This window comes from Pseudomonas sp. NPDC087804 (assembly GCF_044742965.1).
In the GTDB taxonomy this organism is placed as follows: Bacteria; Pseudomonadota; Gammaproteobacteria; order Pseudomonadales; family Pseudomonadaceae; genus Aquipseudomonas; species Aquipseudomonas rustica.
This window is the reverse complement of the sequence record NZ_JBIUVN010000028.1, coordinates 1-15,969: the sequence shown is the minus strand read 5'-3', so window position 1 is coordinate 15,969 and position 15,969 is coordinate 1. Positions and strand designations below refer to the sequence as shown.

General features: G+C 60.7%; 12 protein-coding genes. 11 read left to right on the top strand and 1 reads right to left on the bottom strand.

Annotation, left to right across the window (positions count from 1 at the left end):
- The first annotated feature begins 86 nt into the window (after positions 1-86).
- The 11 genes from ACIOMO_RS23565 to pgaD all read left to right on the top strand — a co-directional run bounded on the left by ACIOMO_RS23565 (position 87) and on the right by pgaD (position 14,230).
- Positions 87-515, top strand: a complete 429-nt coding sequence (locus tag ACIOMO_RS23565; RefSeq protein WP_008080307.1) for a MarR family winged helix-turn-helix transcriptional regulator — start codon at positions 87-89, stop codon at positions 513-515.
- Positions 512-2,575 (top strand): FUSC family protein, encoded by a 2,064-nt coding sequence (locus ACIOMO_RS23560; RefSeq protein ID WP_401243876.1) that lies wholly within the window; start codon positions 512-514, stop codon positions 2,573-2,575. The genes ACIOMO_RS23565 and ACIOMO_RS23560 overlap by 4 nt, the downstream gene beginning before the upstream one ends.
- Positions 2,572-2,781 (top strand): DUF1656 domain-containing protein, encoded by a 210-nt coding sequence (locus tag ACIOMO_RS23555; RefSeq protein WP_007917703.1) that lies wholly within the window; start codon positions 2,572-2,574, stop codon positions 2,779-2,781. The genes ACIOMO_RS23560 and ACIOMO_RS23555 overlap by 4 nt, the downstream gene beginning before the upstream one ends.
- The gene (locus ACIOMO_RS23550) at positions 2,778-3,680 is read left to right on the top strand and encodes an HlyD family secretion protein (protein WP_053116451.1); all 903 of its coding nucleotides are present in this window, start codon (positions 2,778-2,780) and stop codon (positions 3,678-3,680) included. Before ACIOMO_RS23555 ends, ACIOMO_RS23550 begins: the two co-directional genes overlap by 4 nt.
- On the top strand, positions 3,677-5,119 hold the full coding sequence (locus ACIOMO_RS23545) for an efflux transporter outer membrane subunit (protein WP_401243875.1): 1,443 nt from the start codon (positions 3,677-3,679) through the stop codon (positions 5,117-5,119). The genes ACIOMO_RS23550 and ACIOMO_RS23545 overlap by 4 nt, the downstream gene beginning before the upstream one ends.
- A 93-nt stretch (positions 5,120-5,212) precedes the next feature.
- Complete coding sequence (locus ACIOMO_RS23540; RefSeq protein ID WP_400646045.1) at positions 5,213-5,848, top strand: NADH:ubiquinone oxidoreductase subunit N; 636 nt, start codon at positions 5,213-5,215, stop codon at positions 5,846-5,848.
- A gap of 248 nt (positions 5,849-6,096) precedes the next feature.
- Positions 6,097-7,602 carry a YdgA family protein gene (locus tag ACIOMO_RS23535; RefSeq protein WP_401243874.1) on the top strand — a complete coding sequence of 502 codons (1,506 nt, stop codon included), beginning with the start codon at positions 6,097-6,099 and terminating at the stop codon, positions 7,600-7,602.
- 256 nt (positions 7,603-7,858) lie between these two features.
- On the top strand, positions 7,859-10,339 hold the full coding sequence (gene pgaA, locus ACIOMO_RS23530) for a poly-beta-1,6 N-acetyl-D-glucosamine export porin PgaA (RefSeq protein ID WP_401243872.1): 2,481 nt from the start codon (positions 7,859-7,861) through the stop codon (positions 10,337-10,339).
- A gap of 12 nt (positions 10,340-10,351) precedes the next feature.
- Positions 10,352-12,349: a poly-beta-1,6-N-acetyl-D-glucosamine N-deacetylase PgaB gene (gene pgaB, locus ACIOMO_RS23525; protein ID WP_401243870.1), complete on the top strand. Its 1,998-nt coding sequence runs from the start codon at positions 10,352-10,354 to the stop codon at positions 12,347-12,349.
- A 1-nt stretch (position 12,350) separates the two neighbouring features.
- Positions 12,351-13,706 (top strand): poly-beta-1,6-N-acetyl-D-glucosamine synthase, encoded by a 1,356-nt coding sequence (pgaC, locus tag ACIOMO_RS23520; RefSeq protein WP_401243868.1) that lies wholly within the window; start codon positions 12,351-12,353, stop codon positions 13,704-13,706.
- Positions 13,703-14,230: a poly-beta-1,6-N-acetyl-D-glucosamine biosynthesis protein PgaD gene (pgaD, locus tag ACIOMO_RS23515; protein WP_212546339.1), complete on the top strand. Its 528-nt coding sequence runs from the start codon at positions 13,703-13,705 to the stop codon at positions 14,228-14,230. Before pgaC ends, pgaD begins: the two co-directional genes overlap by 4 nt.
- 222 nt (positions 14,231-14,452) lie before the next feature.
- On the opposite strand, the gene ACIOMO_RS23510 is transcribed toward pgaD, so the two are convergent.
- The coding region (locus ACIOMO_RS23510; RefSeq protein ID WP_401243866.1) for an FAD-dependent oxidoreductase at positions 14,453-15,969 on the bottom strand (1,517 nt) is incomplete at its 5' end.

Here is a 15,969-nt window from a genome sequence, read left to right as displayed (position 1 = left end):
CTGAAATTCCCCTCCAATGCGATATTGATAGTTAGCAAACTAACAGTGTGCATTTTCTCGTGCCGAACGATCTCGACGCTCTCCAGATGAACATCAGCAGTGCCATGGTGGTGGCCGCCAGGCATTGGCGGAAGATCTGCCAGACCACGCTGGTCAATTATGGAATCTCCGAAGCCTGCGCCGTGCCGCTCTTGATGATCGGCCGTTTGGGCGAGGGTGTACGGCAGGTGCAGGTGGCGCAGGCGGCCGGGATGGAGAGTCCGTCGCTGGTGCGTCTGCTCGATCAGTTGTGTCATTCGGGTTACGTCTGCCGTACCGAAGATGCCCATGATCGCCGCGCCAAGTGCCTCAGCCTGACCGATACCGGCCGTGAACTGGTGCAAGCGGTGGAGATCGAACTGGTGCGTCTGCGTCATGAAGTGCTTGAGGGCATCGACCAGAGCGATCTGGAAGCTACGCTTCGGGTACTCAGAGCTTTTGAGGCGGCCAACCCGCCATTGGTGGTTAATTCTTGAACGGTTTTTTCTCCGGCATTCCGCCGGCCCGGGACTGGTTCTACGGGGTGCGGACTTTTGCAGCGTCGATGATCGCGCTGTACATCGCCTTGCTTATGCAAATGCCGCGTCCGTATTGGGCGATGGCGACGGTGTACATCGTCTCCAGCCCGTTCCTCGGCCCGACCAGCTCGAAAGCGTTATACCGTGCGATTGGCACTTTTCTCGGTGCGGCGGCGGCAGTGTTTTTCGTGCCGATGTTCGTGCAGAGCCCGTATGTGCTGGTGGTGGTCATCGCGCTGTGGACGGGCATTCTGTTGTTCATGTCCCTGCATTTGCGCACCGCCAACAGCTACGCGTTGATGCTCGCCGGTTACACGTTGCCGCTGATTGCCTTGCCGGTGGTGGATAACCCGCTGGCGGTGTGGGACGTGGCCGAGGCGCGTACTGAGGAAATTTTCCTCGGCATCGCCGTCGCCGCCGTGGTCGGCGCAATGTTCTGGCCGCGCCGCTTGGCGCCGGTGTTCAACGATGCCGTGAGCAAGTGGTTCGCCGACGCGACAACCTACAGCCTGAAATTCCTCAGTCGCGACGTGCAGCCCGAAGAAGTCACCGCGCTGCGCATGGCCATGGTCGCCAACTTCAACAGCCTCGAATTGATGATCGGCCAGTTGCCCCACGAAGGCTCGCGACCGCAAACCGTGCGCAACACCAAAGAATTGCGCGGGCGCATGATTCATCTATTACCGGTGATCGATGCGCTGGAAGACTCGCTCTACGCCCTCGAACGGCGCACGCCTGAGCTGGTGGAAAAATTCGAACCGCTGCTGGCCGCGACCCGCGAATGGCTCGGTCATGAAGACGCCGATCTCGACCGCTGGCAAGCGCTGAAAGATCAGCTCGAAGCCCTGCAACCGAGTGCCGAAGCACTGGAAGATCGCCGGCAACTGCTGTTCTCCAACTCGATTTATCGCCTCGGCGAATTCATCGATTTGTGGCAGGACTGCCGCAGCCTGCAGGACGCGATTGTCTGCGAGCGCCAAGACAACTGGCGCGCGGTTTACCGGCATTGGCGATTGGGTCGGCTGACGCCGTTTATCGACCGTGGGCTGATGCTCTACTCGGTGGCCTCGACCATTCTGGCGATCATCACCGCCTCGGTGCTGTGGATTCTGCTCGGCTGGCCGGACGGCGGCAGCGCGGTGATTCTGGCGGCGGTGGCGTGCAGTTTCTTCGCCTCGATGGACGACCCGGCGCCGCAGATTTACCGGTTCTTTTTCTGGACCGGCATGTCGGTACTGTTCGCCAGCCTTTATCTGTTTTTGATTCTGCCCAACCTGCACGACTTCCCGATGCTGGTGCTGGCGTTTTCCATCCCGTTTATCTGCGTCGGCACGCTGACGGTGCAGCCGCGCTTCTACCTTGGCATGCTGCTGACGCTGGTCAACACCTCGTCGTTCATCAGTATTCAGGGCGCTTACGATGCGGACTTTTTCGCTTTCGTGAACTCCAACCTGGCGGGGCCGATCGGTCTGCTGTTCGCGTTTATCTGGACGCTGGTGGCGCGGCCGTTTGGTGCCGAATTGGCAGCGAAACGCCTGACCCGTTTCAGTTGGAAAGACATCGTCCACATGACCGAGCCGGCCAACCTCGCCAAGCACCGCAAATTGGGTGTGCAGTTGCTCGATCGACTGATGCAGCACCTGCCGCGTCTGGCTCTCACCGGGCAGGACACCGGCATCGCCATGCGCGAAGTGCGCGTCGGTCTGAACCTGCTCGATTTGCTCGCCTACACGCCACGGGTGACTGGCGCGCCGAACGCTTTGTTGCAGCAGGTGGTCAGTGAAGTCGGTGAGTATTTCCGCGCTTGCCTCAAGGCCGGCGAACGCTTGCCGGCGCCGGCCCCGCTGCTGATGACTCTGGATCGCACCCGCCGCGCACTCAATGGCCACGGCGATGATGAAACCCGGCTAAACCTGTTGCACGCCTTGAGCGGTTTGCGTCTGGCGTTGCTGCCCGGCGTCGAATTCGTTTCCAGCGCCGAGCCCGAAGAACCGCTGCCAGATGGAGCGCCCCTATGATTGGTGATCTGGACATCAGCGGCATTTTCCTGCCGACCTTGCTGGTGTTGATGGGCATCACTTATGTGCTGTTTTTGTTGGTGCATGCCGTGCTTACGCGCGTGCACTTTTACCGTCTGGTCTGGCACCGGGCATTGTTCAACGTGGCGCTCTACGCGGTACTTCTGTACGGCGTGGACTCACTCAGTCGATACCTGATGACATGAAAAAACCGTTTTTGACCATCGGTCGCGTGGTACTGACCCTGCTGATCGTGACTTTTGCCGTTGTCCTCGTCTGGCGCATGGTGATGTATTACATGTTCGCGCCGTGGACCCGTGACGGCCACATTCGCGCCGACATCATCCAGATCGCCCCGGACGTGTCCGGGCTGATCCAGCAGGTTGAAGTGAAAGACAACCAGTTGATCAAGCGCGGCCAGGTGCTGTTCAGCATCGACCAGGATCGCTTCAAACTGGCCCTGCGTCAGGCCAAAGCGGCTGTGGCTGATCGCGAAGAAACCCTCGCTCAGGCTCAGCGCGAAGCCAAACGTAACCGTGGCCTCGGTAACCTGGTGCCGGCCGAGCAACTGGAAGAAAGCCAGTCGCGTGTGGCCCGTGCGCAATCGGCACTGGCCGAAGCCACAGTTGCGGTGGACAGCGCTCAGCTCAACCTCGACCGTTCGGTGATTCGCAGCCCGGTCGACGGTTACGTCAACGACCGCGCGCCGCGTCCGCAGGAATTCGTCACCGCCGGGCGCCCGGTGTTGTCGGTGGTCGACAGCAACTCGTTCCACATCGACGGTTATTTCGAAGAGACCAAACTCGACGGCATTCATGTCGGCCAGTCGGTGGATATCCGTGTGATCGGCGACCGTGCGAAATTGCGCGGACATGTCGAAAGCATCGTCGCCGGCATCGAAGATCGCGACCGCACCAGCGGCAGCAACCTGCTGCCGAACGTCAATCCGGCATTCAGTTGGGTACGGCTGGCGCAGCGGATTCCAGTGCGGATCGCTTTTGATGACGTGCCGGAAGATTTCCGCATGATCGCCGGGCGCACTGCCACGGTATCGATCATCGAAGACTCAAAGGTCGACGATAAAAAGCAGGAGCCCGCGCAATGAGCAGGGCCCTGATGATCGTCGGGTTGGGCGTGATGTTGTCGGCTTGTCAGATGGTCGGGCCGGACTATCACGTGCCTGAGAATTCGGCGGTTCAGCGCAAGGACTTTCAGGGCGAACTGGCCGTCGACGGTAAGCCTGTGGTCTCGGCGCCGGTGCCGGCGGATTGGTGGCGACTGTATAAAGACCCGCGCCTCGATCAGCTGGTGCAGCAAGCGATGGCGTCCAACACCGATCTGCGTGTTGCGGCGGCTAATTTGCAACGCGCCCGCGCTCAGGTCGATGAAGCCGAAGCGGCCGGTGGCTGGAGCGCTGGCGTGAAAATGGGCGCCGAGCGTTTGCAGGAATCCGGACAGGCGTTTTTGCTGCCGGAAAAAGTCCCGGTGGCCAATATCGGCGACATCGGCATCAGCGCTTCTTACCAATTCGATCTGTGGGGCACCTTGCAGCGCGGCATAGAAGGCGCCAAGGCCAACGCCGACGCAACGCAAGCCGCCGCTGACACCGCACGCATCACCTTGGTCGCGGACGTGGTTCGCGCTTACACGCAAGTCTGCGCGGCCAACGAAGAACGCGAAATCGCTCAGCATTCCCTCGACCTGCAATCGCAAGGCACCACGCTGATCCAGCGTCTGCGCGACGCCGGCCGTGGCGACGAAACCCAGGTCACCCGTTCGCAAACCCAATTCAAATCCCTGCGCGCCGACATGCCGCGCTATGAAGCGGCGCGTCAGGCCGGGTTGTTCCGACTGTCGATGCTGCTGGCGAAACCGGTCGATCAATTGCCGGCAGGCACTGCGACCTGCGCCGAACTGCCGAAAATCGCTCAATTGGTGCCGGTCGGTGATGGCGCCGCACTGCTCAAGCGTCGTCCGGACATTCGTCAGGCTGAACGACGTCTGGCCGCCGCGACTGCCGGAATCGGCGTCGCCACTGGCGAGTTGTACCCGGACATCAGCATCGGCGCGACCATCGGCACCGTCGGCATCATCGACGACCTCGGTGATCCGTCGACCAATCGCTGGGGTTTCGGCCCGTCGCTGAGCTGGAAAGTGCCGACCAACGGCGCCCGTGCGCGCATCCGTGAAGCCGAAGCGACCACCCAAGGCGCGCTGGCGCACTTCGACGGCGTGGTGCTCAACGCCATTCGCGAAACCCAGACCGGCCTCGCGCAGTACAGCGCGCTGCTGCAACGCCGCGATGCGCTGGCCGATGCCGAGCAGTCGGCGAAACTCGCCGCCGACCAGACGCACCGCTTCTTCCAGGCCGGCCGCGAGTCGTTCCTGGCGGATCTGCAAGCGACCCGCACCTACACCGATGTCACCGCGCAACTGGCCGCCGCCAACACTCAAGTTGCGATGAGCCAGATCGATTTGTTCCTCGCCCTCGGCGGCGGTTGGGAAAGCGGACGAACGCACGCTCCAAGCCCCGGCAAACCCTGAGGCCGTTGCTATGCTTTGAAGTGTTGGAAGGGCGCCCCGTGCAAAGCACCCTTCCAGCGCACATTGCTAGCGCTGGTCTAGGGGAAACCAATAATGAAAAACCCTTACGCTCTCGGCTTCTGGTGCGCCCTTGCAGCGCTGGTGCTGCTGTCGGCCACCTATTTCTACGGCATCATGCTGGCCCATCAGATCGACAAGGCCATGATCTTTCTCGACAGCGTGACGGCGCTGATCGCGGTCATGGCGATCGTCGGTGTGGCGTGGGCGTCGATACAGGTTCAGCGGGTGAAAAAACGCCAGCTGGAACGTGGCAAGACCTTGGTGCAGATCTGGGACACCAAAGTCGCCCTGCGCCGGGTCGAAACCGTGTTCGACCGGTATTTCTGGGGCAGCTACTGGCAACCGGGCCGAACGTTCGCCGAAGTCATGGGCGAACTCACCGGCACGCCGCTGGAAAAAAGCCTCGAAGCGCTGAAAAAACAGTGCCTGGAACTCGACAAGCAGATTGATGGCGAGGGCTGGCACTGGCTCAACAACGCCCGCGAACTCTCCGATGTCGCCACGGCCATGGCCCGTGAGCGTTATCAGCTGGATTTCTGCGACCCACGCGCCGATGGGCCGGGTGGGGCGGTGATTGATCGGGATTTTGAAGTGCTCGTTTATACCTGGACGGCGCGGCTGAAGAGCTTTGATCATCAGTTGGATGAGATTGAGGTTCAGTATTCCTGAACAGCAAAAGATCGCAGCCTGCGGCAGCTCCTACATTGGAACGCGTTTCCCTGTAGGAGCTGCCGCAGGCTGCGATCTTTTTGCTTTCCCGAGTGTCCATAGACACTCTTTCACCTTTAATCATTGGGTCACTTCCCGCGCCCGGTGCTAATCTCCACCGCTGAATTAAGCGGAGTCGAGCCGCAACCCGGTCACGGGTTCAGGGAAGACGACCACACTCACAGCCACGGAAATCGATCAGGTCATTCATGAATAAATCAGCAGGCGTGCTTCTCGGAATTGTTGTTGCCATCGGCGCGATCAGCGTAGGCGGGGCCTGGTACACCGGGACCAAAATCGAAGGCGTGTTGAACGACGCCGTCAGCAACGCCAACAAAGAACTGCAAACCGCCATGGCCGGCTCCAACGGCACCGCGTCGCTGGAACTGGTGTCGCTGGATCGCCACACCTTCACCAGCACCGCGCACTATCGCCTGAAAGGCGAAGGCGAGATGTTCGGCGACGCGCCGGTCGAGTTGCTCTTCGTTGACCACATCGAACACGGCCCGCTGCCGTTCTCGCGTCTGCTGTCGCTGAAATGGCTGCCGGTCATGGCCACCAGCAACTACGAGCTGGAAAAAAACGCCGCCACCGAAAAATGGTTTGCCGCCACCAAAGGCGCCGCGCCGCTCAAAGGCGTGACCAGCATCGGCTACGACGAATCGACCAACAGCACCCTCGAACTGGTGCCGTTTGAAACCGCGCTGGACGACAAATCGAGCCTGAAATTCTCCGGCCTGAACATGGACATCGCCGCCAACGCCAAGGCGCAGAAGGTCAAGGCCAACGGCTACATGGACAACCTGAAACTGGTGACCGTGGCTGAAGATCAGGCGCCGGTACAGATCGAGCTCAACGGTCTGACCCTGGCCAGCAACCTCGCCAAAAGCACCTACGGCTACTACACCGGCGAAAACACCATCGAGCTGACCAGCAGCAAATCGACCTTCGGACCGAAGCAGTCGGTGCTCGGCGTGAAGAACTTCGAAATGAAGAACCTCACCGAAGAAAACGGCAGCAACGCCTCCGGTCGCGCCGACTACAAGATTGGCGAAGTGTCGTTCAACGACAAGAAAATCGGCTCGGCGAACCTGGCCATGAGCCTGAAAAACCTCGACATCCCGTCGACCCTGTCGTTGATGCAGATCTACCAGACCAAGCTGCAGCCGTACGAAAAAGCCGCCGCCGAGGCTGCCGCGCAAGGCTTGCCAGCGCCAGAGCTGAACCTGACCGAAGCGGAAGACGCGCAAGTCAAAGCCGATCTGCAAAAACTGCTGGCTGCCGGCCCGCAATTTGCGCTGGAAAACCTCTCGTTCAATACCGCCAACGGTGAGAGCAAGGCCAATCTGGTCATCGACCTGACCAAGCCGCAATCGATGGATCTGCCACCGGATCAACTGGCCAAACAACTGATCGCGCTGCTCGACCTGAACATTCAGGTGTCGAAGCCGATGCTGATCGATCTGCTCAGCGTGCAGGCGCAACTCGACGGCCAGACCGATGCTAAAGCGATCGTTGATCAGTCCAAGGAAGCGGCCGACATGTTCGCCGGCATGGCGGTCGGTTCGCAGTTGGCCGTCGTCGACGGCAGCAACGTCGTGACCAAGCTGCATTACGCGGCCAATCAGGTCGAATTCAACGGCCAGAACATGACCGTTGAGCAGTTTGTCGGCTTCCTGATGAGCAAGTTCGGCGGCGTCACGCAAGTGCAGTAATTCTGCGCGCTTAATAGCAACGCCCGGCCTCTGTACCGCACAGACGCCGGGCGTTTTGCTGTCTGGGGTTTGGGTTTTTGACTTTTCGGCAGAACCGCCATAGCGATTCTGAACAATTATTGTGTTCTCGATACTGGTCTACACTTGCGTGCAAGACTGCCTGACTAAGCTTGGCCGAGGCTGTCAGTTTCGGCCACCGTTACGAATGGGCAAGGAGGGCATTGCGACCCGGCTGGCCATGTAAGGATGCTGACGAATGCCGCGTATTGATGTTCCCGTATTGCATCGTGGTTTACGCCCGTTGTTCCGTGTCGCGCTGTGCAGCCAATTGCTTTGGCCGGTCATGGCGTTTGCCGACACACCTTATGATCAGATGGTGCGCGATGCCCGGGCCGGGCAGTACACGCCTGCGCTGACGGTGTTGCGTCAGGTGCCGGCGGGTCAGTCGACCACCGGGCAGATCAGCGATCACTTGCAAATCGCCAGTTGGGCCGGGCTCGACGCTGAAGTTGTGCAAGTCTATGAAACCCACGGCCGCGACCGCGTGCTGCCGGTGCAGGCACTGACCGCCACCGCGCGTGCCTATCGCAATCTCAAGCGTTGGGATCAGGCCACTCAGGTCTACAACAAGGCCCTCGCGCTGGAGCCGGATAACGCCGACCTGCAACTGGGCCTGGCGCTGACGCAAGCGGATGGCGGTAAACCCGACCAAGCCGTGACGCGCGCCCAAGCGCTGGTGGCTGCCAAACCCGATGACCCTGCACGCCGCCTCGCGCTGGGCTACGCACTCGATCGCGCGGGCAAACAGTACGACGCGCTGTTCGAATACGATCAGGCTTTTATTCGCGCCGGCAACAAACCGGAAGTTGCCCGTGAATATGTGGTCGCGCTGCAAAAGGCCCGTCTGCCAGAGCCCGCGCTGCGCCTGGCCAATCAACGTCCGGGACTGATTGATCCGGTCACGCTGCGTCGCCTCGAAGGTGATCTTGCCGCTGAGCGTGTACGCCTCGCCGAAATGGCCAGTCGCAGTGAAAAGGAACGCTACGTCATCGCCGATCGTGCGCTGGCTGACTACGACAAACTCCTCGCCACCTGGACGCCGGACGCCAGCGCCAAGGAAGACGTGACCCGCTGGCGCATCGACCGCATGGGCGCGCTCAAGGCCCGCGCGCGCACCGCCGACGTCATCGCTGAATATCAAAAGCTGCAAGCCGAAGGCGTGCAGATCCCGACCTACGCATTGCGTTGGGTCGCGGCGTCTTATCTCGATCAGCGTGAGCCGGAAATCGCCACCGACCTGTATCGCCAAGTGCTCGCCGCGCCGGACGCCGACGTCGGCAACCGCCTCGAAGACAGCACCGCGCTGTATTACGCGTTGCTGGAAAGTGACCGTGCCGACGAGGCGCGCAAAGTCGCCGAAGACGCCGCCAAATCGCAGCGTCCGCGCATCGAGCTAAAGGGCTTGCCAGTCGGCAACCCGAACGATGAATGGATGGACGCGCAACAACTCGCAGCGCAGGCCGGCACCTACAGTTCCGATCTGCCCCACGGCGAACAAAGCCTTCAAACATTGGTCGATCAGGCGCCGGGCAATACCGGTTTGCGTCTGGCCCAGGCCGATTTGTACCTGGCCCGCAACTGGCCACGCCGCGCAGAAATGCAGCTCAAGGAAACCGAGAGCATGGTGCCGCGCGACATGGGCCTGGAAATCGGTCAGGCCCACACCGCGATGGAATTGCAGGAATGGCGGCAGATGGATGCGCTGACCGATGACGTCGTCGCACGTTATCCGGACAACCGCCAGGTGCAGCGTCTGGCCCGTGAACGTGAAGTTCACGACATGTCCGAACTGCGTGTCGAAGCCTACGGCGGCAAGGCCAACGGTGGCGGCAGCAGCGGTGCAGGCGCCGTCAGTGGCAGCCGCGACTTCGGTATTCAAAGCACGATTTACAGCCCGCCGATTGATGAGGATTGGCGTGTGTTTGCGGGCGTCGGTTACGCCACCGGTGATTTTGCTGAAGGCACCGGCAACCATCGCTTCCAGCGTGTCGGTCTGGAACGGCGCACCCGCGACATGACCCTCGAAGCCGAAGTCTCCAATCACGATTACGGCTACGGCGACAAACAGGGCGCGCGTCTGGCGATCGCCCGCGACATCAACGACCACTGGCAGTACGGCGGCAGTCTCGAATACCTCTCGGCTGAAACACCGCTGCGCGCGCTCAACAGCGACATCAAGGCCAACGGCGGCAGCGGTTTTATTCGCTGGCGCGCCAACGAAAGCCGCGAGTGGCGCCTGTCGGTGAGCCCGTCGCACTTCAGCGACGGCAACGACCGTGTCGAAGCCTTGCTCACCGGCCGCGAAGGCGTTTACAGCGCGCCGAACATTCAGGTCGATGCCGGTCTGGAAGTCGGCACCAGCCACAACTCGAAGTCCGATGACGTGCCGTACTTCAACCCGAAATCCGACTTCAGCGTGATGCCGCTGGTCAACGTCAATCACGTCCTCTACCACCGCTACGAAACGTCCTGGAGTCAGCAATTCCAGGCCGGCGCGGGGACGTACAGCCAGCGTGATCACGGCACCGGCGGCATGGCCTTGCTCGGCTACGGCCAACGCTATGCCTGGAACGACGTGTTCGAGGTGGGCGGTTTGTTCAGTGTGATCAACCGGCCCTACGACGGTGATCGGGAGACCGATCTGCGTCTGCTCGTCGACCTCACTTTCCGCTTCTAGAAGAGTTTGAAGATGCCTTTGATTTCGCGTTTCATCCTTCTGCTGGGAGTGCTGTTGATCAGCGCTTGCGCCCAGCAAGCTCCGGCCTTCGCGCCGCCGTCCGAGCGTCCGGTGGCGGCCAGCGAAAAACCGTGGCCGAAAAACCACGTACTCGGTATTGCCTACCACGATATCGAGGATCGCGATCCCGATCAGGCCGTGGTGGCCGTGCGCACCGAGCGCATGATCGAGCAACTCGCCTGGCTGCGTGAGAACGGCTACAAACCGGTCACGGTCGACCAGATCATGGCTGCGCGCAAGGGCGGCCCGGAGCTGCCGGCGAAAGCGATTCTGCTCAGCTTCGACGATGGTTATTCGAGCTTCTACACCCGCGTGCTGCCGGTGTTGCGCGCCTATAACTGGCATGCGCTGCTGGCGCCAGTCGGCAGCTGGATCGACACGCCGCTGAACCAGCCGGTGGATTTCGCCGGCACACCGCGTGCGCGTTCCGACTTCCTCACCTGGGATCAGGTGCGCGAAATCTCGAAATCCGGTCTGGTCGAAATCGCTGCGCACACCGACGCCAACCACAAAGGCATTCTGGCCAACCCGCAGGGCAACATGCAGCCTGCCGCCGCGACCCGTCGCTACGATCCGGTGATCAAACGTTATGAATCCGAGGCCGATTTCCAGGCGCGGATCCGCACCGACGTAACCAACATCTCGGAGAAAATCCGCAAGGTCACCGGCAAGAAACCACGGGTCTGGGTCTGGCCGTACGGCACGGCGGACGGTACTTCGCTGACCGTGGTCGGTGAGCAGGGCTATGAAATGGCCCTGACCCTCGATGACGGCCTCGATACCCTCGACAACCTGATGAGCAGCCCGCGCTTCCTCGTCGCCTCCGATCCTGACGGCGAGCATTTCGCCAACAGCGTCGTCGCGGTGCAGTCCGATTTCGCCATGCGCGTGGTGCACGTCGATCTGGACAACGTCTACGACCCGGATCCGGCGCAACAGGACATCAACCTCGGCAAACTGGTGCAGCGCATGGCTGACCTCGGGGCCAACACGGTGTTCCTGCAAGCCTTTGCCGATCCGAAGGGCGATGGCCTGGTGCATTCACTGTACTTCCCCAACCGTCATTTGCCAGTGCGCGCCGACCTGTTCGACCGCGTCGCCTGGCAACTGCGTACTCGCGCTCACGTGAAAGTCTTTGCGTGGATGCCAGTGCTGAGTTTTGGCCTCGATTCGAAGCTGCCGCGCGTGACGCGCTGGGATCCGAAAACCGGCACCACGTCGGTCGATCCGGATCAGTACAAACGCCTTTCGCCGTTCGATCCGGAAGTGCGGCGGATCATTGGTGAAATCTACGAAGACGTGGCGCGACTGACCTCGGTCGACGGCATTATTTATCACGACGATGCGGTGCTCTCGGATTTCGAAGACGCCGGCCCGCAGGCGCTGAAGGTTTACGCCGCCAACGGTCTGCCGGGTTCGATCGCCGCACTTCGCGATGATCCGGCGGCGATGCAGCGCTGGACGCGTTTCAAGAGCAAATACCTTATCGATTTCACCAACGAGCTGACTGCCAAAGTCCGCGCCATTCGTGGCCCGCAAGTGCAGACCGCGCGCAATATTTTCGCCGAGCCGATGATCAATCCGGCCAGCGAAGCGTGGTTCGCGCAGAACCTCGACGACTTCCTCGCGACCTACGACTGGACGGCGCCAATGGCCATGCCGTTGATGGAAAAACAGACGCAGGCGCAGTCCGGGCCGTGGCTGGAAGCGCTGGTCGAAATCGTCAAAAAACGTCCCGGGGCACTGGATCGCACGGTGTTCGAATTGCAGGCACGGGACTGGACGAAAAAGGATCAGGCCGACATTGACGCAGCGGTGATGGCGGACTGGATGGGCCGTCTCAAGCGTCAGGGCGCGACCAGTTTCGGTTACTACCCGGACAACTTCCTCGACAACCTGCCAGACCTGAAAATCGTAAGGCCTGCACTCTCCAACAAATGGAATCCATAACATGCTGGATAGACTGTTAGCCCTGCTTGTTCTGGCGATCGTCCTCGGCGTTCCGCTGGGGCTGATCTTCCTGGTGACCGGGCAGTTCCTGATGGACTTCGTGTTCTTCTACCCGTTGTTCATGTCCGGGTTGTGGATTGCCGGTGGCCTGTATTTCTGGCTGCACTGGGAACGCCACTGGCCGTGGAAGGACGACACCCTGCCGCCGCCACTGGAAGGCGAGCCGCTGATCTCGATCCTGATCCCTTGCTACAACGAAGGTGAGAACGCCGCCGACACGATCCACGCGGCGCTGGCTCAGCATTATCCGAACATCGAAGTCATCGCGATCAACGACGGCTCCAAGGACAACACCGCGCAAGTGCTCGACGCGTTGGCCAAGGAAGATCCGCGCCTGCGTGTTCTTCACCTGGCGGAAAACCAGGGCAAGGCTGTCGCCCTGCGCATGGGCGCAATTGCCGCGCGCAGTGAATATCTGGTGTGCATTGACGGTGACGCGCTGTTGGCGCCGAACACCGCGGCCTATCTGGTTGCGCCGATGCTGGACAACGCACGCCTTGGCGCGGTCACCGGCAACCCACGGATCCGCACACGTTCGACGCTGGTCGGGCGAGTGCAGGTTGGCGAGTTCTCTTCGATTATCGGTTTGATCAAACGCACGCAACGGGTGTTCGGGCGGATCTTCACCGTGTCCGGTGTGATCGTCGCGTTCCGCCGTACCGCGCTGAACCGGGTGGGCTACTGGAGCCCGGACATGATCACCGAAGACATCGACATCAGCTGGAAGCTGCAACTCGATCACTGGAGCATCTTTTACGAGCCGCGCGCGCTGTGCTGGATTCTCATGCCGGAAACCCTCGGCGGCTTGTGGAAGCAACGTCTGCGTTGGGCTCAGGGCGGCGCAGAAGTGCTGTTCAAAAACATTCGCGGCATCTGGCAGTACCGCCATCGTTACCTGTGGCCGCTGCTGTTCGAATACTGCCTGTCGACCGGTTGGGCGTTCACCTTTCTGCTGTCGGTGATTTTCTGGGGCGTTGGCAAATTCGTGGTCATGCCGGAAGCCATCGCGGTGGATCACCTGATGCCGCCGGCGTTCACCGGTTTGCTGTTGGCTTTCGTCTGCCTGGTGCAGTTCGCAGTCAGCATCATCATCGACCGCCGCTATGAGCCGGGTCTGGGCAAGACCATGTTCTGGGTGGTCTGGTATCCATTGGTGTTCTGGCTCATCAGCCTGCTGACCACGCTGGTCAGTTTTCCGAAAGTACTGTTCGGCCAACATCAGAAACGTGCGCGTTGGGTCAGCCCTGACCGGGGCATCAAACCGCTCGGCGACGACGAAGAAGAGGTCATCAAATGAAAATCATCCGGACTCGCCAGCGGCCATTCCTGGTAGTGATCGACGTGATCCTCACCGTGTTGGCGTGGGTTGGCCTGCTGTATCTGCTGATTCGCGGATTGTGGCCGTTGATCGAGACGCATGCGGGCGCGCCGCGTATCGACAACTCGGCGTTCGATGCGCTGGGCACGTTGCAGATCTACATGTGGATTGCGTTGGTCAACGCGGTGGTGCTGATTTCCTGGGCGCGCTATCAACAGCGTAAAAGTCGCAGCTTCGCCCAGCGTCGTTTGCCGTCGCCGGTGATTGACGATGAAGGGCTGAGCAAGAGCTTCAAGCTGTGCGATGACCGTTTCCAAAAATTGCGCACACCGGGTGTGATGACCATTCACAACGATCAGGATGGCGACATCAGCCATGTGGTGACGCATTTCTGGCCAGTCAAACAGGCCGAATTGCCAGCGCCGCTGGCACCGTTGGAGCACCCCCGGGTGATCTTTCTGCATGCCGAAGATGACGACAATCGCGAGCCTTTGACCCGGTAACCCAGTGCTTCGATCGTTCCCACGCTGGAGCGTGGGAATGCCTCTTGGGACGCTCCGCGTCCAGTGACGCGGAGCGTCACGGGCTGCATACCCACGCTGGAGCGTGGGAACGATCAAAGCTCGAAGCACCTGTAGGAGCTGCCGAAGGCTGCGATCTTTTGATTTTAAAGATCAAAAGATCGCAGCCTTCGGCAGCTCCTACACGGGACACGGGATCGGTGATCAGATCTGGATGAGGGCCCAAGCTTCTTCCATCATCAGCGGTTGTTTCATGCGTTCGGCGAGCATTGCCATCGCTCGTTCCTTTTCGCAAGCCACCGCGGCGACCAGAATGCCGTTTCTGCCGAACAACCCAATAAACGGCGGATGCTCCGGCTCGCCAAGAAACTCGACTTCATCCCAATGCTCGGCGTGTCCGAGGTAGTCGTAATTCTTGCCGAAATGCCACGTCCAGAAAAACGGCACGTCCAGATAATGCTCCTCGCCGCCAAGCATATTGGCCGCCGCGATGCGCGCATGTTGCTGAGCCAGGCGCCAGTGTTCGATGCGTTGTGGCTGGCCGTGCAGCGGGAAGGTGGCGATGTCGCCAATCGCCCACAGTCCTTCGGTAACGCGCATGCCGTCATCAACGCGCAAAGATTTATCCTTTTCCCTCGGCAGTGACGCGAACGCCTCGGTCGCCGGGTGCACGCCAATACCCGCCAGTACCAGATCGGCTGAAATGCGCAGTCCGTTGTCCAGCAGCACCGCCTCGACTTTGCCGTCGCCAATAATCTCTGTCGCCTCATGATCGGTGATGAATTTCACGCCTTTTTCTTCATGCAGCGCGCGGATCGCTTTGCCCACCGCCTCGCCGAATTGCGCCGCGAAAGGTATCTCGTGGCGCGCCAGCACCGTGACGTCGAGACCGTGCTGGCGCAGGGCCGAGGCGCATTCGAGGGCGATAAAGCTGTCGCCGATGATTACCGCGCGTTGATCGGGGCTGACCGCTTTCATGATCTGTTCGGCCTGGGCTTTTGAGCGCAGGACGAAAACTTGTGGCAGGTCAGCGCCGGGCAATTCCAGTGGATTGGGTTCGCCGCCAGTGGCCAATACTGCGGCGTCGTAACTCAACGTTTGGCCGTCATTGAGGTGCAGTGTTTTAGTCCCGGCATTTATGTCAGTGATTTCGCTTTGCAGACGTTCGATGCGCTGCTCTTTATAGAAAATTTCATCACGCAGCGGCGGTGTTTCTTCCGGCGGCATGTCCCCGGCGAGGACAAATTTGCTCAGCACGGTGCGGTCGTAACCGGCGTCGGGTACGCGGTCGATCATCACGATGCGGCCACCAAAACCCTTTTCCCTCAAAGCCGCCGCACACGCGGTGCCTGCTGCCCCCGCGCCGACAATCACGAAAGTGCGCGCATCGTCGGCCGGCGGCGTGTGCGGATCAGCCAGCGCTTGGTCATCGACCCAAACCTCATCGCCACGCAATTCCAATGGATAACGCTTGAGACTGTCGAGCGCTGGTGGCTCGCACAACGCGCCGTCCTCCGCGCGAAAAGCGGCCTTGTGCCACGGGCAAATCAGCCGTCCGTGACACAACGCGCCGTCAGCCAGCGGCGCGCCGGCGTGTGGGCATTCGCCCTGAAACGCGCGTAGCTGGCCTCCGGCACGCAGCAAAACGATCTTGCAGTCGCCGATTTCAACTTGCAGGCCACGGTCTTCAGGGACATCGGCGAAGCGGGCGACACGGTGCA